The sequence below is a fragment of the Methylobacterium jeotgali genome (genome assembly GCF_022179345.1).
Taxonomy (GTDB): Bacteria; Pseudomonadota; Alphaproteobacteria; order Rhizobiales; family Beijerinckiaceae; genus Methylobacterium; species Methylobacterium jeotgali.
The window spans coordinates 41,774-66,239 of sequence record NZ_BPQR01000080.1 but is presented as its reverse complement, the minus strand read 5'-3'; the positions used below and the strand labels follow the sequence as shown (position 1 = coordinate 66,239).

The window sequence follows — 24,466 nt, the reverse complement described above, 5'->3', positions numbered from 1 at the left end:
CGTGAAATCAGGCGGCGTTAACAGCCGTCATGTTTGCTGGACCCGCCCGGCCGCGCCTGATTCGCGCGCGTCCGGGTCCCTTCGAGCCCTGGGGCGAGGATGATGAGAGACCCGGTCGACTACTACAACAGCGCGCTCGTCCCGATGGTGGTCGAGCAATCGAGCCGCGGCGAGCGCGCCTTCGACATCTACTCCCGGCTGCTGCGCGAGCGGATCATCTTCCTCACCGGCCCGGTCGAGGATTACGGCGCCTCGCTCATCGTCGCGCAGCTGCTGTTCCTCGAGGCCGAGAACCCGAAGAAGGAGATCTCCTTCTACATCAACTCGCCCGGTGGCGTGGTGACCTCGGGCCTGTCGATCTACGACACGATGCAGTTCATCCGCTGCCCCGTCACGACGCTCTGCGTCGGCCAGGCCGCCTCGATGGGCTCGCTGCTGCTGACGGCCGGCGAGCCCGGCCACCGCTTCGCCCTGCCCAACGCCCGGATCATGGTCCACCAGCCGTCGGGCGGCTTCCAGGGCCAGGCGACCGACATCCTGATCCATGCCCGCGAGATCGAGGCCCTGAAGAAGCGCCTCAATGAGATCTACGTGAAGCACACGGGCCGCGACTACGACACGATCCATAGCGCGCTGGAGCGGGACAACTTCATGACGGCCGACGCCGCCAAGGAGTTCGGGCTCATCGACGAGGTGCTCCAGAAGCGCCCCGAGCCCGCCGCCGCCTGAGGCGGGACCCGAGCCGCCTGCGCGCCACGGACGCGGGCGGGCGGCACGCTCCCTGCCTTGAAACCGACGCGGCCGCGTGGTTGCATCGCGTTTTCGGCAGAACCCAGCCAGGATGGCCCGCAGGTGACTGTTTCTTTAGGCGGCCATCCCTACCTTTGACCGATGCGCGCGCGGCCCCTGGCCGGCCCGCGTGCACGATTCGGAGACCGACATGAGCAAGACCGGCGGCAACGACTCCAAGAGCACGCTGTACTGCTCGTTCTGCGGCAAGAGCCAGCACGAGGTCCGCAAGCTGATCGCGGGCCCGACGGTGTTCATCTGCGACGAGTGCGTCGAGCTGTGCATGGACATCATCCGCGAGGAATCGAAGTCCTCGCTCGTGAAGAGCCGCGACGGCGTGCCGACCCCGAAGGAGATCCGCCGCGTCCTCGACGACTACGTCATCGGCCAGGACTTCGCCAAGAAGGTCCTCTCGGTCGCGGTCCACAACCACTACAAGCGCCTCGCCCACGCGACGAAGCACAACGACGTCGAGCTGGCCAAGTCCAACATCATGCTGATCGGGCCGACGGGCTCGGGCAAGACGCTGCTCGCGCAGACGCTCGCCCGCATCCTCGACGTGCCCTTCACCATGGCGGACGCGACGACGCTCACCGAGGCCGGCTACGTCGGCGAGGACGTCGAGAACATCATCCTCAAGCTGCTCCAGGCCTCCGACTACAACGTCGAGCGGGCGCAGCGGGGCATCGTCTACATCGACGAGATCGACAAGATCTCGCGCAAGTCCGACAACCCGTCGATCACCCGCGACGTGTCCGGCGAGGGCGTGCAGCAGGCGCTCCTGAAGATCATGGAGGGCACCGTCGCCTCCGTGCCCCCGCAGGGCGGGCGCAAGCACCCGCAGCAGGAGTTCCTGCAGGTCGACACCACGAACATCCTGTTCATCTGCGGCGGCGCCTTCGCGGGGCTGGAGCGGATCATCTCCCAGCGCGGCAAGGGCACCTCGATCGGCTTCGGCGCGACCGTGCAGGCCCCCGACGACCGCCGCACGGGCGAGATCTTCCGGAGCGTCGAGCCCGAGGATCTGCTGAAGTTCGGCCTCATCCCCGAGTTCGTCGGCCGCCTGCCCGTGCTGGCGACGCTGGAGGACCTCGACGAGGCCGCCCTCAAGCGCATCCTCCAGGAGCCGAAGAACGCGCTGGTGAAGCAGTACCAGCGCCTGTTCGAGATGGAGAACGTCGACCTGACCTTCCAGGACGAGGCGCTCTCGCTCGTCGCCCGCAAGGCCATCGAGCGCAAGACCGGCGCCCGCGGCCTCCGCTCCATCCTGGAGACGATCCTCCTCGACACGATGTACGACCTGCCGGGCCTCGACTCGGTCGAGCAGGTGGTGATCGGTCCCGAGGTGGTCGAGGGCAAGTCGCGGCCCCTCTTCATCCACGGCGACCGCAACAAGGAAGTGCCCGCCGCGAGCGCCTGACGGGGCGTCCGGCGCCCTGCGCCGGGCTGCCTTGCCGCCGGTGAGCGCCGCTTGAAAGCGGCGCGCAGCGGGGCCACCTTCCCATCAGCGCGGCGGCCCCACGCTCCTTCGAGGTGCGGTGCTGCGCTACCAGCCGCACAAGACGTTTTCCCGACCCTCGCGGCCCGGTCGGCCCCCTGGCAGGATGCTTGCCTCCGATGACGAGGGAGCGGAGGCCGGGCGGTCCATCCAGAGGAAGTCAGACATGACTCAGTCGAAAGCGCGCCAGCCGGTCGTCCCGGGCTCGACGGGCGCCTACGCCGTCCTTCCCTTGCGCGACATCGTGGTGTTCCCGCACATGATCGTGCCGCTCTTCGTGGGGCGCGAGAAGTCGATCCGCGCGCTGGAAGAGGCCGTGCGCACCGACCGCCACATCCTGCTCGCGACCCAGATCAATGCTGGCGACGACGATCCGGCCACCGACGCGATCTACACGATCGGCACGCTCGCCTCCGTCCTCCAGCTCCTGAAGCTGCCCGACGGCACCGTGAAGGTACTGGTCGAGGGCTCGGGCCGCGCCAAGATCAGCAGCTTCACCCGCTCGGACGAATACTACGAGGCCGAGGCCGAGGCGCTCTCGGACGAGCTCGGCGACCGCGTCGAGGCGGAGGCGCTCGCCCGCTCGGTGATCTCCGAGTTCGAGAACTACGTGAAGCTCAACAAGAAGATCTCGCCCGAGGTCGTCTCCGCCGTCACGCAGATCGACGAGCCCTCGAAGCTCGCCGACACCGTCGGCTCGCACCTCGCGGTCAAGATCTCCGACAAGCAGGCGATTCTCGAGATCCCCACGGTGGCTCAGCGCCTGGAGCGCGTGCTGTCGCTGATGGAGAGCGAGATCTCCGTGCTCCAGGTGGAGAAGCGCATCCGGACCCGCGTCAAGCGGCAGATGGAGAAGACCCAGCGCGAGTACTACCTGAACGAGCAGATGAAGGCCATCCAGAAGGAGCTGGGCGACAGCGAGGACGGCCGCGACGAGCTGGCCGAGCTCGAGGAGAAGATCGAGAAGACCAAGCTCACCAAGGAGGCCCGCGACAAGGCGCTCGGCGAGCTGAAGAAGCTGCGCCAGATGTCGCCGATGTCGGCCGAGGCCACGGTCGTGCGCAACTACCTCGACTGGATGCTCGGCATCCCGTGGGGCAAGCGCTCGAAGATCAAGAAGGACCTGCTCGGCGCCCAGGCGCTCCTCGACGAGGATCATTTCGGCCTGGAGAAGGTCAAGGACCGGATCGTCGAGTACCTCGCCGTGCAGCAGCGGGCGAACAAGCTCACCGGGCCGATCCTCTGCCTCGTCGGCCCCCCCGGCGTCGGCAAGACCTCGCTCGGCAAATCCATCGCCAAGGCGACGGGCCGCGAGTTCGTGCGCATGTCGCTCGGCGGCGTGCGTGACGAGGCCGAGATTCGCGGCCACCGCCGGACCTATATCGGCTCGATGCCCGGCAAGATCGTCCAGTCGATGCGCAAGGCCAAGACCTCGAACCCGCTCATCCTGCTCGACGAGATCGACAAGATGGGCATGGACTTCCGTGGTGATCCGTCTGCCGCCCTGCTGGAGGTTCTCGATCCGGAGCAGAACAGCACCTTCAACGACCATTACCTGGAGGTCGACTACGACCTCTCGAACGTGATGTTCGTGACGACGGCGAACACGCTGAACATCCCCGCGCCCCTGATGGACCGCATGGAGGTGATCCGCATCGCCGGCTACACGGAGGAGGAGAAGCTCGAGATCGCCCGCCGCCACCTCATCCCGGGCGCCATGAAGAAGCATGGCCTCGACGCGAAGGAGTGGTCGGTCACCGATGACGGCCTGCTCATGCTGATCCGCCGCTACACGCGGGAGGCCGGCGTGCGCAACCTGGAGCGGGAGCTCTCGAACCTGATCCGCAAGGCGGTGAAGGAGATCCTGATCACCAAGGTGAAGTCCGTCGAGGTGAACCCCGAGACGCTGCCCGTCTTCCTCGGCCCGCCGAAGTTCCGCTACGGCGAGATCGACGCGGACGATCAGGTCGGCGTGGTCACGGGTCTGGCCTGGACCGAGGTCGGGGGCGAGCTGCTCACGATCGAGGGCGTCATGATGCCCGGCAAGGGCAAGATGACCGTCACGGGCAACCTGCGCGACGTGATGAAGGAGTCGATCTCGGCCGCGGCGAGTTACGTCCGCTCGCGGGCCGTCGACTACGGCATCGAGCCGCCGCTGTTCGAGCGCCGGGACATCCACGTCCACGTTCCCGAGGGGGCGACCCCGAAGGACGGGCCGTCCGCCGGCATCGCCATGGCCACCGCCATCATCTCCACGCTCACCGGCATCCCGGTGCGCCGCGAGGTGGCGATGACCGGCGAGGTGACCCTGCGGGGGCGGGTGCTGCCGATCGGCGGGCTCAAGGAGAAGCTCCTTGCGGCGCTGCGCGGCGGCATCAAGACGGTGCTGATCCCCGAGGAGAACGCCAAGGACATCGCGGAGGTGCCCGACAGCGTGAAGAACGGCCTCGAGATCGTGCCGGTCTCGCGGATGGAGCAGGTGCTGGAGCGCGCCCTCGTGCGCCAGCCCGAAGCCATCTCCTGGGACGAGCCGCTGCCGGCGGCGAAGACCGGCCGGGAGGCCGGCCGCGAGGAGGACGGCGCCGCCTTCGTCGCCCATTGACGCGGGCGCGAGCGTGAGAACGAGAAAGGCCCCGGAGCGATGCTCCGGGGCCTTTCTCTTGGAAACACGGAACGCTCGGCGGCGCTTCGGCGGACTTGCGCCCCGGCCCGGGCTTCGCCTACCAGACCGGGGCGGCGGGCGCGCCCCGCGCGCCGCGGCGGCCTGCGGTGGTCAGGGCGGTTAGCTCAGTTGGTAGAGCGTCTCCTTTACACGGAGAGGGTCGGGGGTTCGAGTCCCTCACCGCCCACCACGAGGCTGCGGGTCCGGCAGCGTCGTCCACAATGCTTGCGCCTCGCACGCGCGATGCCTGTTGCAACCCGACCAGGAGATCCCTCAACAGGGCGGCGCCGCCAACGATGCGGCGAGGGGGAATACGCCATGAAGGGTCAAGTCCTGGCTGCGGCATGCCTTGCCGCGGTGGTCGCGGGCTGTGGAAGCATCACCCGCGGAACGTCCGAGAAGATGGCGTTCCTTTCCGAACCGTCCGGCGCGACCATGACGAGCACCAAGGGCTACGCCTGCCCTTCGACTCCCTGCTCGCTGGATGTCGAGCGCAGCGACGAGTTCGACGTGACCTTCACCAAGCCCGGCTTCCAGCCGCAGATAGTCCCGGTGCGGACCAAGGTCGCCGGCAGCGGCGCGGCAGGCTTTGCGGGAAACATCATCGCCGGCGGCGTGATCGGCATGGGCGTCGATGCGGCGACGGGCGCGGCCATGGACCATTTCCCGAATCCCGTCGTCGTCACCCTGGTGCCGGAGGCGCTGCCCACCGCCCAGCGCGAGCGGCGGCGCCGCAAGAAGCCCGAGGTCTGACGGAGCCGATCCTTCGGGCGCCGGTTCGAACCGCGCAGGCCCGGTCGAGCGTGCCGGTGGCCTTCCCGGCACGCTCGACCGCTCGCGATGGGCCTCAGTTCGCCCGCTTCGAGAGCGAGACGGCGTAGGCCGGCGAGCGGATCGCGAACATCGGGTCGTCGGCGGGGCCGGCGATGCCCTCCGGCAGCTCCGCGACGGGATCGAAGGTGCGGGCGTCGCAGGTGGCGTTCGGCTCGATTCCCGTGATGGCCAGCATCCCGAGAGTCGCGGTCTTGCGGCTCTCCTCGGGCCAGTTCGCGGTGGAGTCGTTCGTGGGGTCGCCGGGCTCCGCGAGGATCGCGACGAGATCGAACCGGGCCGGCCCCTGCTCCAGGCGGGCCTTCAGCTCGTCGGCGTAGAAGCTGTCGGGCTTGCCCTTCAGCTCGTCGTCGGAGAGGCCGGCCTTGTCGGCGGAGACGAACTTCAGCCGCGCGACCGTCGGCGTGCCCTTGGCGTTCGTGAGCGTGTAGGCCTGCACGCTCCAGTAGTCGACGCCCGCGAAGCTCGCCGGCACCGGCCGCGCGTTGAGCCAGGCGGACTGGCGGGTCGTCTCCGGGTTCTGGGCGCCGAAGGCCTTGATCTTCTCCGGGTCCTGCTTCCCGTCGGGACCGGGGGCGCGAACCTTGAAGAACTCGAGGAGCTGCTCGGGCGTGCGCGCGGCGAAGACGGGCGCCGAGATCACCACGAAGGTCATGTCGCTGGGGCCGTCCGACATCCGCACGGCGAAGCCGCGGGTCACGGGCTTGGCCTTGTCGGAGATCTTCGGGCTGCTGCCGCCCATGGAGAACCGGGCGGTGACCGGCGTCGGCTTGGCGAAATGCGGCGCCTTGCTCAGGCCGGCGGCGCCGGGCGCCGGGGTGAAGGTGCCCTTCACGCAGACGCCCTTGGCGCCGCTGGCGCGGACGCCCTGGTTGTTGCCGCCGGCCGCGAACTGCGCCGCGACGATCGCGCCGGAGTCGGCCTCCTCGGCCAACGCGGGCCATGACAGGCAGGCCGAGACGGCCAGCGTCCAGGCCATCGCACGCGATGTGGTCATGGTGTTTCTCCCTCGCCGGGGAGCGCATCCCGGGCGGGCGCAGATTGGATTGTGTCCAATCTAGCCGCAAGCGGATGGGAGGGCGGCCACAAGCCGCGATCGGTGAGGGGATTATAAGCTGGCGCGGTGCGTATCCCGTCGGCGGACCGAAACCGCGTGCATCCCGATCCGGGCCATCCAGGCCCAGCCGCCGTCAGGCTGCCTGAAGCTCGACCCGGTTCCGGCCGGAATGCTTGGCACGGTAGAGGGCGAGGTCGGCTCGCTTGAGGATGTCGCCGGGGACGGTGTCGTCGGGCATCAGGGCGGCGACCCCGATCGAGACCGTGACCGCGATGGTCCGGCCCTCGTCCCGGAGCATGAAAGGGGCTTCCTCGACCCGCTCGCGGATGCGCTCGGCGATCGATTGGGCGTCGGCGAGATCGGCCTCCGGCAGCACGATCACCACTTCCTCGCCGCCGTAGCGGGCGACGACGTCGATGCCGCGGGTGTGCAGGCGTAGCCGGTCGGCGAAGGCGCGCAGCACCTCGTCGCCGGCCTCGTGGCCGAAGGTGTCGTTGATCGCCTTGAAGCGGTCGATGTCGAGGATCAGCGCGGCGAGCGGACGCTGGCGGGCGGCGGCATCGGTGAAGAGCGCGCCGAGATGGGTGTCGAGGTAGCGGCGGTTGTGGAGGCCGGTGAGCCCATCCGTCACCGCGAGCTCCATGGAGGCCTGGACGGCACCCCGCAGGGCTTCCGCGTAACGCTTGCGGCGCAGCTGCGTGCGCACCCGCGCCACGAGCTCGTTCCGATCGACGGGCCGCATCAGGTAGTCGTGGACGCCGAATTCCAGCCCGCGGACCACCCTGTCCCGATCGTGATCCTCCGCGATCATGATGATCGCGACGCTCCGGGTCCGCTGCAGCGAACGGATCTGGCTGCACAGCCGCAGGCCGTCGCCGCCCTCGATGTCGAGGCTCACCAGGACGACGTCGTAGCCGCCCTCCGGCGCGAGGAGGAGCGCGCGCTGCGGATCGGGCTCGATCGTGACCGTGTGGTGCGCGCCGAGCGAGGCGGCCATGCGCTCGGCCGCGCTCCGGCGGCTCTCGACGATGAGCACCTTGCCGCCGAGCCCCCCCTCAGCGGCGGCGGCGGCGAGGGGATCGCCGAGACCGATGTCCCGGGAGGCGATGGCGCGGCTGCGCAGCTCGTCGGTCATCGCCTTGAGCCGTACGAGGCTGCGCACCCGCGAGAACAGGGCGGTGTCGTCGATGGGCTTCGTCAGGAAGTCGTCGGCGCCGGCGTCGAGCCCCTTCAGCCGGTCCGAGGGCTGGTCGAGCGCCGTGACGATGACGACGGGCAGATGCGTGGTCAGAGGGTTGTTTTTGATGCGCCGGCAGACCTCGAACCCGTCCATGCCCGGCATCATCACGTCGAGCAGGACGATGTCGCAGAGGCCCTTCTCGCAGATCGCGAGGGCGTCGGGGCCGTTCATCGCCGCGACGACGTCGAAATACTCCAGCGCGAGCTTCGTCTCGAGAAGCTTCACGTTCGGAAACAAATCATCGACGATCAGAACTCGGGCCGACATCGGTCCTCGCGGAGATCCGCGGCGGCTCGAATCAATACTGACACGAGCGCGCGGTCATTTGTCGTCGCCAAGATAGGTGCGAACCGTTGCCAAAAACTTCGCAACCGAGATGGGCTTGGAAAGATAGGCCTCGCACCCGCCCTCGCGGATCCGCTCCTCGTCGCCCTTCATGGCAAAGGCCGTGATGGCGATCACAGGAATGTGACGCAGATTCTCGTCTTCCTTGATCCATCGGGTCACGTCGAGGCCGGAGACTTCGGGAAGCTGGATGTCCATCAGGATGAGATCGGGCTTGTGGGCCCGGGCGAGCTCGATCGCCTCGACGCCGTTGGCGGTCTTGAGGGTCGCGTAGCCATGCGCCTCCAGGAGATCGTTGAAGAGCTTCATGTTGAGCTCGTTGTCCTCGACGATCAGCACCGTCTTCGGCATGACGCATTGTCCCCGGCGCGCGCGACGCTCATTCTCTCCCGAGCCGCAGCTCGCGAGAAGGGCAGATAAGCCAATAGATGTTGACGAAAAACAAATCGATTCAAGGCGATGACTCGGCAACCACGCTGGTTCCGGAAATCCTGGGCTGGCTTGCGGGCGAGGAGGATCGCCTGCTGGCCTTCCTGCAGGCCACCGGGCTCGGTCCCTCGGACCTGCGCCGGGCGGCCGGAGAGCCGGGCTTTTCGGCCGCGGTGCTGGACTTCGTGATGGGCGACGAGGCGGGACTCGTCGCCTGCGCCCGCACGATCGGCGTCAAGCCGGAGGCGATCGCCGCCGAGTGGCGGCGCCACGCCCCGCCGGACCCGGACAGCTTCGCGTGACGAGCCTCTGCCGGGACTGTCTCGCCGAGCAGGCGCGCTCCCGGCGCTGCGCGGCCTGCGGCTCGCCCCGGCTCGTCGCCCTCGACGAGGGGGAAGGCCTCGCCATCGCCCATGTCGACTGCGACGCCTTCTACGCGGCGGTGGAGAAACGCGACGATCCGTCGCTGCGGGACCAGCCGGTGATCGTCGGCGGCGGACGCCGGGGCGTCGTCGCCACCGCCTGCTACATCGCCCGCATCCAGGGCGTGCGCTCGGCGATGCCGATGTTCAAGGCGCTCGAGGCCTGCCCTGAGGCGGTCGTCCTGCGCCCGGACATGGAGAAGTATGCCCGCGTCGGCCGACAGGTGCGGGCGATGATGCTGGAGCTGACGCCGCTGGTCGAGCCTGTCTCCATCGACGAAGCCTTCCTCGACCTCTCCGGCACCGAGCGGGTGCACGGCGCCTCGCCGGCCGTGGTCCTCGCGCGCTTCGCCGCGCGGGTCGAGCGGGAGGTCGGCATCAGCGTCTCGGTCGGGCTCTCGGACACGAAGTTCCTCGCCAAGATCGCCTCCGACCTCGACAAGCCGCGGGGCTTCACCATCCTCGACCGGGCCCGCGCTCAAGCCTTCCTCGGGGAGCGGCCGGTGACGATCCTGCCCGGCATCGGCCAGGCGGCGGCGGAGCGGCTCGCGACGCTCGGCATCCGCCGGGTCGGCGACCTCGCCCGGGCCGACCCGGCCCGCCTGCACGGCATGCTCGGGCGCGACGCCGGCCGGCTTCTCGCCCTGTCGCGGGGCGAGGACGCCCGGGCCGTGCGCAGCGAGCGCGAGGCGAAGGGCGTGTCCGCCGAGACGACCCTGCCGGAGGACGTCGCCGGCTTCGATTCCCTGCGCCCGATCCTCTGGCGCCAGTGCGAACGCGTCTCGGAGCGCCTGAAGCGCTCCGGCCTCGCCGGTGCCAGCGTGACCCTGAAGCTGAAGGACCGGGCCTTTCGCCTGCGCACCCGGACGCGGGGCGGCCTGGCGCCGACGCAGCTCGCCGCCCGCCTCTTCGCGGAAGGCGAGGCGATGCTGCGCGAGGCCTGCGACGGCACTCCCTACCGGCTCGTCGGCATCGGCGCCGGGGAGCTCTGCGACGCGGTCCATGCCGACCGGGGCGACCTCGTCGACGCGGGCACCGTCGAGGCCGCGCGCCGGGAAGCCGCCCTCGACCGGGTCCGGGCCCGGTTCGGCCCCGGCGCCATCCAGCGGGGGCTCGCCTTTACCGGCGGAGCGCCGAACCCCGGTCCGGGGCGGAGCGAGCCGCGCCGCTGACGGGCCTCAGGGCGTGCAGGCCGCCTCGGGCTTGACCCCGTCCGGTTCCATGTCGAGGCGGGTCATGTCGCCCTTGATGGCGAAGTCGCCGTAGTCGAGGGTGAGCGCGCCGCTGACGCCGTTCTCGTAAAGGTCGAAGACGAGGGTGTAGATCGGCGTGCGCTCGCCCTCGCCCTGCGTGAAGTAGCTCAGCCGCACCGGCCAGTGCGGCATCCCGGCGAGGGCGCCCTCCTTCAGGGGCTTGTCGCGCTCGCCCGTGGCCGGCGCCGTGACCTGCCGGCCGATCACGGCGAGCGTGTCGTAGACCTTGCGGCCGTCGTCGGAGCCGTCGAACACCTTGAGCGAGAGGGTCGTCTGCCCGGCGCGGGCCGCCTGGACGAGGCGGCGCATGTGGTCGCTCGGCAGCACCACGTCGCCGGGCGCCTTGAACTGGTCGCGCTTCGGCTCCTTGAGCGAGACCCTGATGCCCTCGTTCGAGACCGCGGCGGTGCCGTCGACGGAGGCGCTCGGCGCGCCGTTCATCAGGGTCGTCGTCTTGAAGCGCAGCTCGCGCCCGTCGCCGCTCTCGAAGGTGGTGTTGCGCAGGTCCGAGGTGCGGGCGCCGTTCTCGCCGCTCTCCAGCACCGTCACCTGCCGGGTCTGCATCGTGTAGCCGCGGCAGGGATCGCCCCGGAAGTCGATGACGATGCGCCCGCTGGCGTTGTCGATGGCACGGGTGCCGCCGCTCGAGCCGAGCGACAGGTCGTAGACCGCCCGGTGGCTGGCGAGCCGCACCGCGCCCTCGACCGCCGGCGCCGCCCAGGCCGGCGAGGCCCCGAGCGCGAGGAGGCACGGCAGGACCCGTTGGGCGGCTCTGGCGAGGCGGTGCATGGCAACTCCCGGACGACGTCCGCACGCGGACGGACCGGCCCTGACATAGGCGCGCCGCCGGGCAGGGCAAAGACCGGGCCCGAATCCGTCGCGGCCTGTTGACGACACCGGCGGATCGCGGCCCAGCCGCATTTCCGACGAAGTGCAAATCTCTTAACCATTGCAGAGAATTCGGCCCTCGGCCCGGAAGGGATCCATGCTCAACGCTTCGGCCGTGCTGCGCGTCGCCGCGCTCCTCGTGGTCGCGGGGGTGCTCGCGGCCCTCGTCCAGTTCCTGTGGTCGCCTCGGACCGGGCAGGCGCCGGCAACGCCGCCGACCGTCGCCGCGCCGCCCGTACCGGCCAAGGTCCCGGCCCGGCAGGCCGAGCCCGTGAGGGCCGCCGAGGCACCGCCCACGCCGAGGCCCGCCGCCCCGCCGCCGAGCCCGCCGCCTGTGGTCGAGGCATCCCCCACCCCCGTCGAGCCGCCGCCGGCAGCCGCTCCGGCCCCTGCGCCGATCGCGGCGCCCAAGCCCACCCCCGTGCCCGCGCCCGCGCCCGCGCCGAGCGTGGCGCAGACGGCGCCCGCTCCCGAGGCGCCGGAGGATGCGCTCGCGCAGGGCGGCCTCGTCGATCTCAACACCGCCTCGGTCGCCGATCTCAACCGCCTGCGCGGCGGCGGCGCCATCGGCAAGGCGATCGTCCAGCACCGGCCCTATACGGGCATCGAGCAGCTTCTCTCGAAGCGGGTGCTGAGCCGGGCCGTCTACGAGCGCATCAAGGATCAGGTCGTCGTCCGCTGACGGGCGACACCGGCGGGGCGATCGTTCCGGCCCCGCATCGGGAAGCGTCTGGCGCCCGGCGCCGGCCTTGCCTATGGTGGCCTCAGGCGCGAGCGCTTCCGGACCATCCGAGAGTAGACGATGCTGAACCCCGCCTCCAACATGATCCTGCGCGACGATCTCGGCGTGCAGGAGACGACCGAATCCGACAACATCGTGCGCTGGGACGGCGAGCGGCTCTACGTGGAGCACGACGTCTACCACAACGGCCAGCTCGTCCACCGCAAGTACCGGCGCACCGTCACCGAGCCGGTGGCCCGCGCGCTCCTCGACGTCATCAACCGCGCCAAGCAGTGAGGCGCGGCGCCCTCGCCGGAGCCGCGCTGGCGCTTCTCGCGGCCGGCCCGGCGCTCGCCGAGGTGCGGGTGCGCTACGTGGAGCCCGAACGCTTCACCGACGCACAGAACCGCACTACCTCCGGCATGACGCTGCGGGTGACGCTGGCCGAGATGACCCGCGCCTTCGAGGAGTTCGGCGCGCGCACCCTCCCGCCGGGCGACGCGCTCGATGTGACCGTCACCGACATCGACCTCGCGGGCTTCGAGCGGCCGGGCTTCTCCGGGCCCGACGGGGTGCGCGTGGTGAGCGACGTCTCGCCGCCGCGCATCCGCCTCTCCTACGTCCTGCGCCGGGGCCGGCAGCGCCTCGCGGCCGGCGAGGAGACGCTGACCGACATCAACTTCATGCTCACCGCCAACGCCCGCTTCTCGAGCGGCCCCCTATACTACGAGCGCGCCCTCCTGCGGGACTGGTTCACCCGGCGGTTCGGCCCCGCCCGCCGCTGATCCGAGGCATCCCGGACGCCACGACGCCGTTATGCTCCCGCCGGCACCGTGCCGGCGCGAGGACCGGCATGCGTCGCATCTCCCAGATCTCCGACCTGCATTTCGGCCGCACCGACCCGGCTGTGGTCGAGGGGCTGGTGCGGGAGCTCGACGCGGACCGGCCGGATCTCTTGATCATCTCCGGTGACTTCACCATGGCCGCCCGCCGCAGCGAGTACGCGGAGGCGCAGGCCTTCCTGGCGCGCCTGCCGAAGCCCTGGATCGCGGTGCCGGGCAACCACGACATCTCGCCCTTCCACCTGTTCCAGCGCTTCCTGCGGCCCTTCTCCCGCTACCGCCGCTTCGTCGCGCCGGACACCGAGCCGACCTTCCAGGACGCGGAGATCGGCGTCGTCTGCCTCAACACGGTGCGGACCTGGGCGCCGGAGCAGGACTGGTCGCAGGGCAAGATCCGTCGCCGCCAGATCGCCATGGCCGAGGCGCGGCTCGCGGCGATGCCCAAGAATCTCTTCAAGATCGTCGTCGGCCACCATCCCTTCATGCCGCCGCCCTGGGACGAGGAGGCCCGCCTCGTCGGCCGCGCCGACAAGGCGCTCGCCGCCTTCCGCCGCCACGGGGTCGGCCTGACGCTCGCCGGCCACCTTCACCGCCACTACGCACGCTTCGCGGAAGCCGACGGCGAAGGGACGGAGCGGGTCGCGGTCGACGCCGCCCGCATGCAGGGGGGCCGCGGCCGGCTGCTGGCCGTGCAGGCGGGCTCGGCCACCTCGACGCGGCTGCGCGGCAACGAGCCCAACGCCTACAACCGCATCCGCATCGAGGACGGCCTCGCCACCGTCACCGTGCGCCTCTGGACCGGGACAGGCTGGGCGGACGCCGGCTGATCCGCTTCATGGACACACGCCCGGCGGCGGCCTATGCGGCTCCCTGCCCGATGACCACGCTTAGCCCCCTCCTATGCAGGCCCTGAGAGACCTCGTGCAGGCGCTGCGCGCCGACGAGCGGCGCCAGCTCTGGCTGATCGTCGTCGGGCTGGCGCTCGCCGCGCTGCTGGAGGTGGTCGGCGTCGCCTCGGTGGTGCCGTTCCTGACCCTCGTCGGCGACCCACGCGCGGCCGAGCGCGTGCCCTACCTCGCCGCCGCCCGGCAATGGCTGGGGCTCGCCGACGACCGCGTCTTCCTGCTCGCCGCGGGCGGGGGGGCGCTCGCCGCGATCCTGACGACGAGCGTCGCCAACGCCTGGCTTACCTACCGGCAGCTGCTGTTCACTCACCGGGTCGGCTACGGGCTCTCGCGGCGGCTGCTCGGCCGCTACATCGCCCGCGACCGGCTGTTCCTCGCCCGCGCCAACAGCGCCGAGCTCGCCAAGAACGTGCTCAGCGAGACCGACCGCCTCGTCGTCGGTGTGCTGACGCCGGCGACCGTCATCGCGAGCCGCGCCGTCTCCGCGCTGGCGGTGACCGCCTTCCTGGTCGCCTACGCGCCGCGCCTCGCGCTGATCCTGGGGGCCGGCTTCGGCGGGCTCTACGTGGCGCTCTATCTCGGGATGCGCGCCCGCCTCGGCCGGCTTGGGAGCAGAGCGGTCGCGGACAACGAGCGCCGCCACCGGATCGTGCAGGAGACGCTCGCAACGCTGACCGAGCTGAAGCTCTACGGGCGCGCCGAGACCTTTGCCACCCGCTTCGACCCGCCTGCCGAGGCCTATGCGAGCGCCACCGCCGCGAGCCTGCTCACCGGGCAGATGCCGCGCTTCGTCATCGAGGCGCTGGCCTTCGGCGGCGTCGTGGTCGTGGTCCTCTTCGCCCTCTCGCAGGGGCTCGACACCGCGGGCATCCTGCCGCTTCTCGGCCTCTTCGCCTTTGCGGGCTACCGGATGCTGCCGGCCTTCCAGAACATCTTCACCTCGGTCTCGCTCCTGCGCTTCTACCTGCCGGCGGTGCGCCTCGTGGTGGACGAGCTTTCCGGCGAGGCCCCACCGGCGCCCCGCACGCCGGAGCGCCTGCCCTTCGCGCGGGACATCCGCCTGGAGGGGGTGGGCTTCGACTACGAGCCCGGCCGGGCGGCCCTCGTTGGGATCGACCTCACCATCCCCGCCCGCTCGACGGTCGGGCTCGTCGGGCGCACGGGCTCGGGCAAGTCGACGCTGGCGAGCCTCGTCCTCGGCGTGCTCACCCCGACGCGCGGACGCATGCTCGTCGACGGCCGTCCCCTCGATCCCGCCGCGCTCCCCGCCTGGCAGAACCGCATCGGCTACGTGCCCCAGGAGATCGTGCTGGTCGACGGCAGCGTCGCCGAGAACATCGCGCTCGGCGTCGAGGCGCCGGACCGGGCCGCCGTCGAGCGGGCCGCGCGGCTCGCCGGCGCCCATGCCTTCGTCGCGGCGCTTCCCGGAGGCTACGACGCGGGCGTCGGCGAGCGCGGGGCGCGGCTCTCCGGCGGCCAGCGCCAGCGCATCGGCATCGCCCGCGCCCTCTACCACGAGCCCGACGTGATCGTGTTCGACGAGGCGACCTCGGCTCTCGACGGCGAGACCGAGGCCGCGCTGATGGAAGCCCTGTCCGAACTGTCCGGCAGCCGCACCCTGATCCTCGTCGCCCACCGCCTCGCGAGCCTCGCCCGCGCCGACACCGTGCACGTGCTGGAGGCCGGCCGCCTCGTCGCCTCCGGCCCGCCGGGCGCGATCCTGCCGGGGCTGGCGCGAGCGGAGAGCGCCTGAGATGTGCGGGATCGCCGGGCTGGTCGACCCGCAGCGCTCGCCGGAGGCGCTGGCCGAGGCCGCCGGCCGCATGGCCGACGCCCTCGCGCACCGGGGCCCGGACGGGCGCGGCGTCTGGACGGAGGGTCCTGTCGCCCTCGGGCACCGGCGCCTGTCGATCCTCGACCTCAGCGAGGCCGGCGCCCAGCCGATGCTCTCGGGCGACGGGCGCTGGGCGCTCTCCTACAATGGCGAGCTCTACGATGCCGCCTTCCACCGCCCGGCGCTCGCCGCGGACGGCCACGCCTTCCGCAGCACCTCCGACACGGAGGTGCTGGTCGAGCTGATCGCCCGCCACGGGGTCGGCGGCGCCCTGGAGCGCGTCGAGGGCATCTTCGGGCTAGCGGCCTGGGATAGGGCGGAGGGCCGGCTCTGGCTCGCCCGCGACCGCATGGGCGTGAAGCCGCTGTTCTACGCGGCCGAGGGTCCGCGCCTGCTCTTCGGTTCGCAGCTCTCCGCGCTCGAAGCCTGCCCCGGCTTCTCCGCCACGGTCGACCCGGCCGCCCTGTCGAGCCTGCTCGCCCACGGCTATGTCCCCGCCCCCGGCGCGATCTTTTCCGGCGTGCGCAAGCTCCGTCCCGGTCACCTCCTCTCCTGGCGGCCCGGCGAGGTGCCGGCCGAGAGCGCCTACTGGCGCCTCGACGACGCGATCGAAGCGGGCCGCGCCGATCCCTTCGCCGGCACGCAGGAGGAGGCCGCCGACGAGCTGGAGCGGCTCCTCGGGGCCGCCGTACGCCGGCAGATGCTGAGCGACGTGCCGCTCGGCGCCTTCCTCTCCGGCGGCATCGATTCCTCGACCATCGTGGCGCTGATGGCGGCGGGCGGCGGGCGGCCGAAGACCTTCGCGGCGGGCTTCACGGAGGACCCGCGCTTCGACGAGAGCCCGCACGCGGCGCTCGTCGCGCGCCATCTCGGCACGGAGCACACCACGGTGCCGGTGGGCGAGGCGCAGGCCCTGGCCCTGGTCGAACGCCTGCCGAAGATCTTCGACGAGCCGCTCGCCGACCCCTCCGGCCTGCCGACGCATCTCCTCTGCGCGGCGACGCGGGCCGCCGGCATCACCGTCGCCCTCTCCGGCGACGGCGGCGACGAGCTGTTTGCCGGCTACGATCGCTACAGCTTGGCGACCCGCTTCGCCCGGCGGATCGAGCCCGTGCCGCGCCCGCTGCGGCAGGCGGCGTCGGCTGCGATCCTCGCGCTGCCGAGCCCCGTCGCAAGAAACCTCGCCCGCGCCCTGCCGCCGCCCTGGGGCGGGCCGGACGCCGCCGACCGCCTGCGCAAGGCCGCGCATCAGCTTCCAGGCACCGGCTTCGACCTCTACCGGCGGCTTCTCACCCTCAATCCGGATGCGCAGGCCCTGGCGCTGGGCGTGCCCGGCCTCGCCGCGCCACCTGAGCCGCAGGCTCTGCCGCTGCTCTCGCGGATGCGGCGGCTCGACGGCCTCGCCTACCTGCCCGACGACGTGCTTGCGAAGGTCGACCGGGCGAGCATGGCCGTCGGCCTCGAGGCCCGCGTGCCCCTCCTCGATCGCAGCGTGGTCGAGTTCGCCTGGCGCCTGCCCGAGACGATGCTCGTGAACGGCGCGCCGAAGCGTCCCCTGCGGGACGTGCTCGCCCGCCACGTGCCACGCGACCTGTTCGAGCGGCGCAAGCAGGGCTTCGCGCCGCCGCTCGCCGCTTGGCTGCGCGGGCCGCTGCGGAGTTACGCCGGCGATCTCCTCGGCTCGTCCGACACCGGCGGCGGGCTCCTCGACAGGGCCCGCGTGCGAGCGATGCTCGACGCGCACCTTGCCGGTACCCATAACCACGCGGTCGGCCTCTGGCCCCTCGTGACCTTCGAGGCGTGGCGCCGATACCGGGGGGCGAGAGCAGCATGAGCGGAACCATCGACCTCGCCGCCTCGGACGGCACGACCGCGCGCATCGCGCTCACCGGCGCCGAGCCGGTCTCCTGGCGCGTCGGCGGGACGGAGTATCTCTGGAGCGGCGACCCGGCCCACTGGAACCGGCACGCCCCCTGGCTCTTCCCCGTGGTCGGCGCCTCCGCGAACGGCGCGGTGAGGGTCGACGGCATCGCCTACCCGATGGCCCAGCACGGCTTCGCCCGCGACCTGCCCTTCGCGGTGGTGGCGCAGGCTGCGGATTCCGTGACGCTGCGCCTGGAGGACGGGCCGGAGACCCGCCCGCACTATCCCTTCGCCTTCCGCCTCGACATCGCGGCCCGCGTGCGCCCGAGCGGGCTCGACTTCACGCTGCGCGTCGAGAACCGCGACGCGCGGCCCCTGCCCTACGCGGTCGGCTTCCACCCGGCCTTCCCTTGGCCGTTTCCCGGGCCCTTCGCCGAAGGCGAAGGTCGCGCGGGCGGCGGCTACGCGGTCGTCTTCGAGCATCCCGAGACCCCGCGGGTGCCCGAGATCGCGCCCGGCGGCCTGATCGCCGCCGAGACGCGGCCGATCCCCATGGAGGGCGCCCGCCTGCCGCTCGATCCGGACCTGTTCAAGGAGGCCCTAGTCTTCCTCGATGCCCGCAGCCGCACGATGCGCTTCGAGGCGCCGGGGGGCCGGGCGATCGCCCTGGAGGCCGAGGACTTCCCTCATCTCGCCGTCTGGACGAAGCCATCCGCGCCCTTCCTCTCCCTCGAATGCTGGACGGGTCACGCCGATCGGGCCGGCTTCTCCGGCGAGCTGTCGGAGCGCACCTCGCAGCGCCTGCTGGCGCCGGGCGGAAGCGCCGGGCACCGCGTGTCCCTGCGTCTCACGGACTGAGCCCCTTGCGCGTCTGGGTGGCCCGCGCCGAGCCCGCCGCCGCGCGCACCGCCGCCCGGCTCGGCGAGCTCGGCCACGCGCCCCTCGTCGCCCCGGTCCTCGCGGTGCGGCCGACCGGGGCGCCTCTGCCGGACGGCTGGTTCGATGCCCTCGTCATCACCAGCGCCAACGCCGCCGATGCCCTGACGGAGGCCGATGCCGCCCGGCTCGCCGGCCTGCCGGTCTACGCGGTGGGACGCCGCACGGCGGAGCGCGCCCGCCGTGCGGGCCTCGGCCCCGTCGAGACGGCGGAGGGCGACGCCGCCGCCCTCGCCGCCCTGATCGCTGAACGGATGCCCCCGGGCGCGCGGCTTCTCCACGCCGCCGGGCGGGAGCGCAAGGCGGAGCCGGCGGCGAGCCTCGCTGCCTCCGGCCACACCCTCACGGCCTGGATCGTCTACGAGGCCGCGGCCGTTCCGGTGCTGCCGGAACCCGCCGCCACGGCGCTCCGCCGGGGCGAGGTCGACGCGGCGCTCCACTACTCCCGCCGCAGCGCCGGGACGGCCCTGAGACTGTCGCGGGACGCAGGCCTCGAACACAGCTTCGCGAGGCTCCGGCATGTCTGCCTGTCGGCGGATGTCGCCGCCCCACTGGAAGCGGCGGGCCTTCCGATCCATTTCGTGCCGGCACGGCCAAGCGAGGACGACCTCCTCGCAGGCCTCGCGTGACGACAATCGCGCGCTGGCCCTCGCTCCCGCGAGGCCGCCGGTGCTAGGAGAGGCGCGGCGCCGCCGGAGCCGCCGCCGGCATCGTCCCGCCGGACGATGCCGAGAAGGGAGAGATGGGCCGTGACAGCACCGCCGCGCGACGCCGACCGCAAGGGCCAGGACAAGGACGGTTCCGGCAAGGGCAGCGGCCCGGGCAAGCCCTCGAACCAGAACACCCAGCCCGGCGGGAGCCGGAACGCGTCGGCCGGCAGCCAGGCAGCAGCCGGCGCGGCCTCGTCGGCACCGTCCGCCGGCGCGGGATCGCCGAAGGCGGCCGCCCCCAACGTCCAGAACAGTGCTTCTTCCGCAGCTAGCGCCTCTGCAGCCGGCCCGAAGACGGCGACCGCAGCGACTTCCAACGCGGGTGGCAAACCCAGCTATCCGGGCGCCACCGGGCGGGGCATGCCGCCGGGCGCCTCGCCCTCGGAGAAGCTCGGGATCGGACCGACCAAGTCGGGCGCCGCGTCCGCCTCTGCGGCAAGGACGTCCGAGGCGAAGCCCGGCGCGAAGCCGGACGCCCCACGCAGTGGCTTCGCCGGCAGCACGCCGGCCGGCAGCGCCCGCGGCGACGACGGCCCGATCATCGACCTGCGCGCCAAGCGCGTGCCGGATGCCCCCACCGCGAAGAGCGAGGACGGCAAGGCGCACGCGGCATCGCACGCGGCGGAGACGCCCCCGGAGACCCCCGTCGCCGCCACGGCGGAGGCGGCCCCGGTGCGCTCGGGTGCCGGCTTCGGCAGCGTCGCGGCGGCGGCGCTCCTCGGCGGCGTCCTCGGCGCCGGCCTGCTCTACGGGCTCGAACAGGCCCGCGGACCGGGCGAGGACCCGCGCCTCGCGCAGGTCGAGCAGCGGCTCGGCGCGATCGACAAGCGCGTCGCGGCTAACGAATCCGCGTTGAAGCCGCTGCCGGAGGCCGTGCGCGCCGCCGAGGCGAGCGCCAAGCAGGCCCTGGCGCGCGCTGGCAACGAATCCGGCGGCGGCGCGCCGGCCGCCCTCCCCTCCGATCTCGCCGCGCGGCTCGACAGCCTCGACCAGCGGGTCTCCGCCCTTCAGGAGGAGCCCGGCCGCGAGCAGCCGGCGAACGCGCCCGTCACCGCCGTACAGTCCGGCGCCGTCGCCGCGCTGGAGGACCGCCTGAAGGCCCTGGAATCCGCGCCGAGGCCAAGCCCCGAGGTCGCCGATCTGCCCGCCCGTCTCGCGGCGCTCCAGGGCGAGACCGACCGCGCCGCCAAGGCCGACGAGGCCCTCGGGCAGCGCCTCGACGCGCTCCAGCAATCCCTCGATTCCCGCGTGAAGGCGGCGACCGAGTCCGTCCAGGCCGCCACCGCGGCGGCGCGCCAAGCGGCCGATGCCGGCAAGGCGGAGGCGCAGGAGGCGGCCCGCGCCGCCGACCGCCGCATCGAGGAGCAGGGCACGCGCCTCGCCGCCCTCGATAAGGCGGTGTCCCAGCGTCCCGACGCGGCGAGCCTGCGCGCCGCCCTGCGGGTCGTGGCCGCCGACCGGATCGGCGTGGCGCTGCGCGCCGGCCTGCCCTACGCCGACAGCCTGACGGCGCTGCGCGGCCTCGGCGACGCGGATGCGGGCCGTCTCGACGCGCTCGCGCCCTTCGCCACGTCCGGCGCCCCGACCTCGGCGGCGCTGGCGGCGGAGTTCCGGCCGATCGCCGAGCGCATCGCCAACCGCCGCAAGGCCGAGCAGGCCCGCACCGTGGCCGAGACCGGCGACATTACGCAGCGCCTCTACAGCATGGCGGAATCGATCGTGCAGATCCGCAAGGTCGACGCGCCGGCCACGGAATCGGGCTCGGAGCCGGACCCGGCCGCCCGCGTCCAGTCCGCCCTCGACCGCGGCGCGCTCGCCGAGGCGGCTACCGCCTTCGACGCCTTGCCCGAAGCCGCCCGCACGGAAGCCGCCGCCTTTGGGGCCAGGCTCAAGGCGCGCGCCGCCGCCGCCAGCGCCGCCGCCGGCCTCTCGGCCGACGCGTTCAAGGCCATCGGCGCCCCCGCCGAGGCCGGCCGCTAGGGCCGATGGACGCGCTCGATCCCGCCTCCACGGGGGCGCCGCCGGGCGGCGTTCCCGACGTTTCGCACGGCGCCCGGGAACGCAAGCTCCCGACGACGCTTCCTACCGACCCCTCCCCCACGGCCGCACGCCGCTTCGGCGCGGCCGACAGGAGTTCCTGACACCATGTGGCGCGCCCTCGCCTTCCTGGCCCTGCTGGCCATCGCCGCCTTCGGCGCCGTCTGGATCGCCGACCGGCCCGGCACCGTCACCGTGGTCTGGAACGGCTACGAGATCGCCACCAGCCTCGGCATCGCCCTCGTCGGGGTGCTGATCGTCGCCGTCGCCATCGGCCTGATCTGGGCGGTGGTGAAGGGCGTGATCGTGCTGCCGGAGACCCTGGTGCGCGGCTCCCGCGAGCGGCGCCGGGCCAAGGGCTTCGCGGCGCTGTCGCGCGGCATGGTCGCCGTCGGCTCCGGCGACCCGCTCGCCGCCCGCCGCCATGCCAACGACGCCGAGCGGCTGCTCGGGCCCGAGCCCCTCACCCTGCTCCTCAGCGCGCAGGCCGCGCAGATCTCCGGCGACCGCGAGGGCGCGGAGCTGGCCTTCCGCCGCATGGCCGACGAGCCCGAGACCCGCGTGCTCGGCCTGCGCGGCCTGTTCGTGGAGGCCCGCCGCCGGGACGACGAGGCCGCCGCCCGCGCCTACGCCGCCGAGGCCGCGCGGCTGGCGCCGAGCGTCACCTGGGCGAACGAGGCGATGCTGGAGGCACAATGCGCCGACGGCGACTGGAGCGGGGCCCTGGAGACGGTGGAGCGGCGCGGCTCCCTCGGCCTCACCGAGCGCACCGTCGCCCGTCGCCAGCGGGCGGTGCTGCTCACGGCCTCCGCCCAACGCCTCGAGGCGGGCGACCCCGAGGTCGCGGCGGAGCGGGCGCTCTCCGCGGTCAAGCTCGCCCCCGATCTCGTGCCCGCCGCCTGCATCGCCGGGCGGCTCCTCGCCCGCCGGGGCGACCTCAAGAAGGCCGCCAAAATCGTCGAAGGGGCCTGGAAGGCGAACCCTCATCCCGACCTCGCCCGCACCTATCTCGGCCTGCGCACCGGCGATTCCGTGCGCGACCGCCTCGGCCGCGCCGAGACGCTCGCCAAGCTCAGCTCCTGGAACCCCGAGGCGCGGCTCGCGGTGGCCGGCGCCGCCCTCGACGCCCGCGAGTTCGGCCAGGCCCGCGACGTGCTCCAGCCGCTCATCGCCGACCATCCCACCGTGCGCACCTGCCTGATGATGGCTCGTATCGAGGAGGCCGAGCACGGTGCCGGCTCCGGACGCACCCGCGAGTGGCTGGCCCGCGCCGTGCGCGCACCCCGCGACCCGCTCTGGATCGCCGACGGCGTCGCCTCGGAGACCTGGGCGCCGGTCTCCCCGGTGAGCGGTCGCCTCGACGCATTCGAGTGGAAGGCGCCGCCGAACCTGATCGCCGGGCCCGAGGACGACTTTTCCAAGACGATGCCGGTCGAGGAATCTCCGGTCGTGCCCGCGGGACCGGTCCTGGTCGGTCCGGCCTCGGCGGAGCCCGTGCCGCCCGCGGCCGGCGACAAGCCTGCCGACATCCCGGCGAAGATGGCCGCGGCCTCCGCCTGACGCCTCGGAGTCCCGGCCTGGGGCAGGTCAGGACGGCCGCCGGATGGGCGGCTTAAGGGTGGGTTCACGCAAACGGGATAACCCTTCGCTTACCCAAAGCGTCCCTTGCGTACCCGAGTGCCATGCCCCCATCCGCCGAGGATGCGCCGGACCTGTCCGGCCTCATCGAACTGTCGCGGGTCGAGCATCTCGACCTCAAGCCGGTCATCCTGCGCGTCCAGGCGGACCTCTTCCTGCAGGCGGCGGCGCGCGATCGCGCCGCGGTCGAGGCCTTCGAGGCCCTGGCCTGCGGGCTGATCCCGACGGTCGACGAGGACACCGCGCTCATCGTCGCGCAGAAGCTGGCGCCCTGCCCCGAGACGCCGCAGGCGGTGCTGGCCCGGCTCGCCGAGCGCGGTGGCCCGGTGCGCGACGCCGTCGTGGCGCTTACCCCGAACCTCAGCGAGACCCTGCTCGCCGCCGCGCATCGGGACGGCACGCCCCTCGAAGGAGCGCTGGCCCGCCGCACCGATCTCGGCCGCAGTGCGCAGGCCGCGCTCACCGCCGAGGGCGACGTCTCGATCGACCTGACGCTCGCCCGCAACGCCGGGCTGGCGCTGGCCTCAGACACAGCGGAGAGCCTCGTGGCCCGCGCCCGCGGCAACGCCGAGCTCGCCCGCGCCCTCCTCGCCCGGACCGATCTGCCCGCGGCGACCCTCGCGCCCCTGTTCCTTCTCGCCGATGCCGAGCGGCGCGCCGGCATCGTGCAGGCGGTCGAGGCGGTGGCGGCGCTGCGGCCGACCGCGCCCGCGCCCCGCGACCTCGGCCGCGTCCTTACCCAGTTCTCGGCCGCCCGCGATGTGACCGGCTTCGTCGGCGCCCTCGCCGAGGCCCTCGGCCTGCCCACGGGCTTCCTCCGGGCGGCGCCCGACGCCGGGACGCGCTACGACCTCCTCACCCTGGCGCTCAGGGCGGCGGGGCTCGACGAGGAGGAGGCGGTCTACGTCTTCCTGACCCTCAATGAGACCGTCGCCCGTTCGGCGGGCCGCGTCTTCGACCTCGTGAAGCTGTTCCGGACCACGAGCCGGCCCGCCGCCCGCGACCTCGTCTCGGCGATCTGCGACCGGCCGGTCTCCGAGCGCCCGGCCCGGCCCGAGACGCACCGGCCCTACCACGCCCCGGAGGCCAAGCCCCGCCAGCCGGAGCGGGCGGCCCCCGCGCGTCCCGCCCTGCCCGGCCGCCTTCGCCAGCCGGCCTCCTAGCGCTTTCCGGGACGGCTTGAGGACCTCAGCGGACGGCGCCGCGCCACGCCGGCCGTCGGTCCGCCTCGGCGAGCGTGTCCCGCGAGGGGGCGAGCACCGCCGTGGTCTCCGGTTGCGCCTGCGACGCGGGGAGGAGCGAGGCCGCCCCCGCCCGCACCAGCCGCTCGCGCTCGGTCGGCGGCAGCGCCTCCCACAGGCTCGGCAGCGCGCCCGCCGCGGGCAACGCGGCGGCGACGTCCGGCGCGTGCGGCAGGCGCGGCTCCGTGCCGGAGCGCAGCATCGCGCAGTAGGACAGCGCCCCGATCACCAGGGCGGCACGCAGGAGAAAGGACATGGGCCGGCCTCGCGGACGGGTTTCTTCGGACGGGACGCGTTCGGCCGGCAGGCTCGCGAGCTTGCGTGA

22 protein-coding genes and 1 tRNA gene are annotated in these 24,466 nt (G+C 72.6%); 18 read left to right on the top strand and 5 right to left on the bottom strand.

What is annotated here, in order from left to right; all coding sequences use genetic code 11:
* Positions 1-102: 102 nt before the first annotated feature.
* The 5 genes from MFF04_RS19285 (at position 103) to MFF04_RS19265 (ending at position 5,702) form a co-directional block, all read left to right on the top strand.
* Entirely contained in the window at positions 103-729 is a 627-nt protein-coding gene (locus MFF04_RS19285) for an ATP-dependent Clp protease proteolytic subunit (RefSeq protein ID WP_238278221.1), read from the top strand.
* Between the two features lie 211 nt (positions 730-940).
* Complete coding sequence (gene clpX, locus MFF04_RS19280) at positions 941-2,209, top strand: ATP-dependent Clp protease ATP-binding subunit ClpX (protein WP_238278200.1); 1,269 nt, start codon at positions 941-943, stop codon at positions 2,207-2,209.
* A 244-nt stretch (positions 2,210-2,453) separates the two neighbouring features.
* Positions 2,454-4,889, top strand: a complete 2,436-nt coding sequence (gene lon, locus MFF04_RS19275) for an endopeptidase La (protein WP_238278199.1) — start codon at positions 2,454-2,456, stop codon at positions 4,887-4,889.
* Positions 4,890-5,063: 174 nt separating this feature from the next.
* Positions 5,064-5,139 (top strand) — tRNA-Val (locus MFF04_RS19270).
* Between the two features lie 212 nt (positions 5,140-5,351).
* Positions 5,352-5,702, top strand: coding sequence for a translation initiation factor 2 (locus tag MFF04_RS19265; RefSeq protein ID WP_238278197.1), 351 nt, complete (start codon positions 5,352-5,354; stop codon positions 5,700-5,702).
* 94 nt (positions 5,703-5,796) lie between these two features.
* On the opposite strand, the gene MFF04_RS19260 is transcribed toward MFF04_RS19265, so the two are convergent.
* From MFF04_RS19260 to MFF04_RS19250, 3 genes are all read right to left on the bottom strand, one after another.
* Complete coding sequence (locus tag MFF04_RS19260) at positions 5,797-6,777, bottom strand: catalase family peroxidase (protein WP_238278195.1); 981 nt, start codon at positions 6,775-6,777, stop codon at positions 5,797-5,799.
* Between the two features lie 193 nt (positions 6,778-6,970).
* Positions 6,971-8,344: a PleD family two-component system response regulator gene (locus MFF04_RS19255; protein WP_238278193.1), complete on the bottom strand. Its 1,374-nt coding sequence runs from the start codon at positions 8,342-8,344 to the stop codon at positions 6,971-6,973.
* A 54-nt stretch (positions 8,345-8,398) separates the two neighbouring features.
* Positions 8,399-8,773 (bottom strand): response regulator, encoded by a 375-nt coding sequence (locus MFF04_RS19250; RefSeq protein ID WP_238278191.1) that lies wholly within the window; start codon positions 8,771-8,773, stop codon positions 8,399-8,401.
* 77 nt (positions 8,774-8,850) lie between these two features.
* On the opposite strand from MFF04_RS19250, the gene MFF04_RS19245 reads away from it, so the two are divergent.
* Positions 8,851-9,153: a DUF3572 domain-containing protein gene (locus MFF04_RS19245; RefSeq protein WP_238278189.1), complete on the top strand. Its 303-nt coding sequence runs from the start codon at positions 8,851-8,853 to the stop codon at positions 9,151-9,153.
* Positions 9,150-10,445: a DNA polymerase IV gene (locus MFF04_RS19240; protein ID WP_238278187.1), complete on the top strand. Its 1,296-nt coding sequence runs from the start codon at positions 9,150-9,152 to the stop codon at positions 10,443-10,445. Before MFF04_RS19245 ends, MFF04_RS19240 begins: the two co-directional genes overlap by 4 nt.
* Positions 10,446-10,451: 6 nt before the next feature.
* On the opposite strand, the gene MFF04_RS19235 is transcribed toward MFF04_RS19240, so the two are convergent.
* Positions 10,452-11,315, bottom strand: a complete 864-nt coding sequence (locus tag MFF04_RS19235) for a cell envelope integrity EipB family protein (RefSeq protein WP_238278185.1) — start codon at positions 11,313-11,315, stop codon at positions 10,452-10,454.
* Between the two features lie 196 nt (positions 11,316-11,511).
* Between MFF04_RS19235 and MFF04_RS19230 the strand changes: the two genes are divergently transcribed.
* From MFF04_RS19230 to MFF04_RS19180, 11 genes are all read left to right on the top strand, one after another.
* Positions 11,512-12,096 carry a helix-hairpin-helix domain-containing protein gene (locus MFF04_RS19230; RefSeq protein WP_238278183.1) on the top strand — a complete coding sequence of 195 codons (585 nt, stop codon included), beginning with the start codon at positions 11,512-11,514 and terminating at the stop codon, positions 12,094-12,096.
* Positions 12,097-12,216: 120 nt separating this feature from the next.
* On the top strand, positions 12,217-12,432 hold the full coding sequence (locus MFF04_RS19225; RefSeq protein WP_164127753.1) for a hypothetical protein: 216 nt from the start codon (positions 12,217-12,219) through the stop codon (positions 12,430-12,432).
* Positions 12,429-12,920: a DUF3016 domain-containing protein gene (locus MFF04_RS19220; RefSeq protein WP_238278181.1), complete on the top strand. Its 492-nt coding sequence runs from the start codon at positions 12,429-12,431 to the stop codon at positions 12,918-12,920. The genes MFF04_RS19225 and MFF04_RS19220 overlap by 4 nt, the downstream gene beginning before the upstream one ends.
* Positions 12,921-12,988: 68 nt before the next feature.
* Positions 12,989-13,804: a metallophosphoesterase family protein gene (locus MFF04_RS19215; RefSeq protein WP_238278179.1), complete on the top strand. Its 816-nt coding sequence runs from the start codon at positions 12,989-12,991 to the stop codon at positions 13,802-13,804.
* A 73-nt stretch (positions 13,805-13,877) separates the two neighbouring features.
* Positions 13,878-15,635, top strand: a complete 1,758-nt coding sequence (locus tag MFF04_RS19210) for an ABC transporter ATP-binding protein (protein ID WP_238278177.1) — start codon at positions 13,878-13,880, stop codon at positions 15,633-15,635.
* Position 15,636: 1 nt separating this feature from the next.
* Positions 15,637-17,550 carry an asparagine synthase (glutamine-hydrolyzing) gene (gene asnB / locus MFF04_RS19205; RefSeq protein WP_238278175.1) on the top strand — a complete coding sequence of 638 codons (1,914 nt, stop codon included), beginning with the start codon at positions 15,637-15,639 and terminating at the stop codon, positions 17,548-17,550.
* On the top strand, positions 17,547-18,437 hold the full coding sequence (locus MFF04_RS19200; protein WP_238278173.1) for an aldose 1-epimerase family protein: 891 nt from the start codon (positions 17,547-17,549) through the stop codon (positions 18,435-18,437). The genes asnB and MFF04_RS19200 overlap by 4 nt, the downstream gene beginning before the upstream one ends.
* A gap of 5 nt (positions 18,438-18,442) precedes the next feature.
* Positions 18,443-19,144, top strand: a complete 702-nt coding sequence (locus tag MFF04_RS19195) for a uroporphyrinogen-III synthase (RefSeq protein WP_238278171.1) — start codon at positions 18,443-18,445, stop codon at positions 19,142-19,144.
* A 120-nt stretch (positions 19,145-19,264) separates the two neighbouring features.
* Complete coding sequence (locus MFF04_RS19190) at positions 19,265-21,205, top strand: COG4223 family protein (protein WP_238278169.1); 1,941 nt, start codon at positions 19,265-19,267, stop codon at positions 21,203-21,205.
* Positions 21,206-21,370: 165 nt separating this feature from the next.
* On the top strand, positions 21,371-22,822 hold the full coding sequence (locus tag MFF04_RS19185) for a heme biosynthesis protein HemY (protein ID WP_238278167.1): 1,452 nt from the start codon (positions 21,371-21,373) through the stop codon (positions 22,820-22,822).
* 122 nt (positions 22,823-22,944) lie between these two features.
* Positions 22,945-24,063 carry a DUF2336 domain-containing protein gene (locus tag MFF04_RS19180; RefSeq protein ID WP_238278164.1) on the top strand — a complete coding sequence of 373 codons (1,119 nt, stop codon included), beginning with the start codon at positions 22,945-22,947 and terminating at the stop codon, positions 24,061-24,063.
* 25 nt (positions 24,064-24,088) lie between these two features.
* On the opposite strand, the gene MFF04_RS19175 is transcribed toward MFF04_RS19180, so the two are convergent.
* Positions 24,089-24,397, bottom strand: a complete 309-nt coding sequence (locus tag MFF04_RS19175; protein ID WP_238278162.1) for a hypothetical protein — start codon at positions 24,395-24,397, stop codon at positions 24,089-24,091.
* Between the last annotated feature and the right edge of the window lie 69 nt (positions 24,398-24,466).

Excerpts from the sequence above, each read along its gene's own strand:
- MFF04_RS19285 (WP_238278221.1), top strand. The coding sequence starts at position 103 with ATGAGAGACCCGGTCGACTACTACAACAGCGCGCTCGTCCCGATGGTG.
- clpX (WP_238278200.1), top strand. The coding sequence starts at position 941 with ATGAGCAAGACCGGCGGCAACGACTCCAAGAGCACGCTGTACTGCTCG.
- lon (WP_238278199.1), top strand. The coding sequence starts at position 2,454 with ATGACTCAGTCGAAAGCGCGCCAGCCGGTCGTCCCGGGCTCGACGGGC.
- MFF04_RS19265 (WP_238278197.1), top strand. The coding sequence starts at position 5,352 with ATGGCGTTCCTTTCCGAACCGTCCGGCGCGACCATGACGAGCACCAAG.
- MFF04_RS19260 (WP_238278195.1), bottom strand. The coding sequence starts at position 6,777 with ATGACCACATCGCGTGCGATGGCCTGGACGCTGGCCGTCTCGGCCTGC.
- MFF04_RS19255 (WP_238278193.1), bottom strand. The coding sequence starts at position 8,344 with ATGTCGGCCCGAGTTCTGATCGTCGATGATTTGTTTCCGAACGTGAAG.
- MFF04_RS19250 (WP_238278191.1), bottom strand. The coding sequence starts at position 8,773 with ATGCCGAAGACGGTGCTGATCGTCGAGGACAACGAGCTCAACATGAAG.
- MFF04_RS19245 (WP_238278189.1), top strand. The coding sequence starts at position 8,851 with ATGTTGACGAAAAACAAATCGATTCAAGGCGATGACTCGGCAACCACG.
- MFF04_RS19235 (WP_238278185.1), bottom strand. The coding sequence starts at position 11,315 with ATGCACCGCCTCGCCAGAGCCGCCCAACGGGTCCTGCCGTGCCTCCTC.
- MFF04_RS19230 (WP_238278183.1), top strand. The coding sequence starts at position 11,512 with ATGCTCAACGCTTCGGCCGTGCTGCGCGTCGCCGCGCTCCTCGTGGTC.
- MFF04_RS19225 (WP_164127753.1), top strand. The coding sequence starts at position 12,217 with ATGCTGAACCCCGCCTCCAACATGATCCTGCGCGACGATCTCGGCGTG.
- MFF04_RS19215 (WP_238278179.1), top strand. The coding sequence starts at position 12,989 with ATGCGTCGCATCTCCCAGATCTCCGACCTGCATTTCGGCCGCACCGAC.
- MFF04_RS19210 (WP_238278177.1), top strand. The coding sequence starts at position 13,878 with ATGCAGGCCCTGAGAGACCTCGTGCAGGCGCTGCGCGCCGACGAGCGG.
- asnB (WP_238278175.1), top strand. The coding sequence starts at position 15,637 with ATGTGCGGGATCGCCGGGCTGGTCGACCCGCAGCGCTCGCCGGAGGCG.
- MFF04_RS19200 (WP_238278173.1), top strand. The coding sequence starts at position 17,547 with ATGAGCGGAACCATCGACCTCGCCGCCTCGGACGGCACGACCGCGCGC.
- MFF04_RS19185 (WP_238278167.1), top strand. The coding sequence starts at position 21,371 with ATGTGGCGCGCCCTCGCCTTCCTGGCCCTGCTGGCCATCGCCGCCTTC.
- MFF04_RS19180 (WP_238278164.1), top strand. The coding sequence starts at position 22,945 with ATGCCCCCATCCGCCGAGGATGCGCCGGACCTGTCCGGCCTCATCGAA.
- MFF04_RS19175 (WP_238278162.1), bottom strand. The coding sequence starts at position 24,397 with ATGTCCTTTCTCCTGCGTGCCGCCCTGGTGATCGGGGCGCTGTCCTAC.